Origin of the sequence: Pseudomonas sp. 43(2021) (assembly GCF_017490805.1) — a bacterium.
Taxonomy (GTDB): domain Bacteria; phylum Pseudomonadota; class Gammaproteobacteria; order Pseudomonadales; family Pseudomonadaceae; genus Aquipseudomonas.
Genome location: NZ_JAFGYJ010000138.1, coordinates 1 through 652, shown reverse-complemented (window position 1 = coordinate 652; position 652 = coordinate 1). Strand labels below are relative to the sequence as shown.

1 pseudogene is annotated in these 652 nt (G+C 45.2%); it reads left to right on the top strand.

The window, feature by feature from the left end:
• Nucleotides 1-135: 135 nt before the first annotated feature.
• Nucleotides 136-652 (top strand): annotated as a pseudogene (locus J5M71_RS26380) (hypothetical protein); the annotation flags it as partial.

Genomic DNA, 652 nt, shown 5'->3' with positions numbered 1-652 from the left:
TTTATCAGGTTGTTGGTTTTTATCCTGTTGTCCTAAGGTATTTTTGCGATACGGCGATTCAACTAATTGAAAGGTTTTTGGCGTGTGTATCGAAAATAACTTTTAATAAGTATCCGAAGAGACAAGGAGTTTCTTATGGGCATCAGGGTAAATAACAAGATTGTTGAGGCTGCTGCAAAAGCACCTCAGATATTTGTCAGTGCGTCACTCGGTGAGGGTGAGGAATATAATCGGGATACCGGTATACAATTGACAAAAGAGCAAATCATCAGTTTAAGAAAGTATGAAGTTCTTGGTTTGTCTTTGCCGGTTCGATTGCAGGATGTTATTTCCTATTTGAACTATGGGGCAGGAGATGGCGGTGGTGTAGGCCTGACACCTGCTGACTTTCTGCGGACATTCACCACCACCTATGATCACGCCAAACGATGGTCGCCATTGCGCGAGCAAATCATGCTCACTGGCACTGATTTGAAGATCTTCGCAGGGAGCATCATCCGCACCGGCCTGGCTATTGTCGAGATCTATGAGGATCTGAAAGTTTCCGGATACCTCGAAAAATACGATATCAAAACCCCCGAAGAGTACTTGAAACTCAAGCAACAGTTCCCCAATCTTCCCGGCCTGGACTTGCCGGAAGGCGATGTTCCAG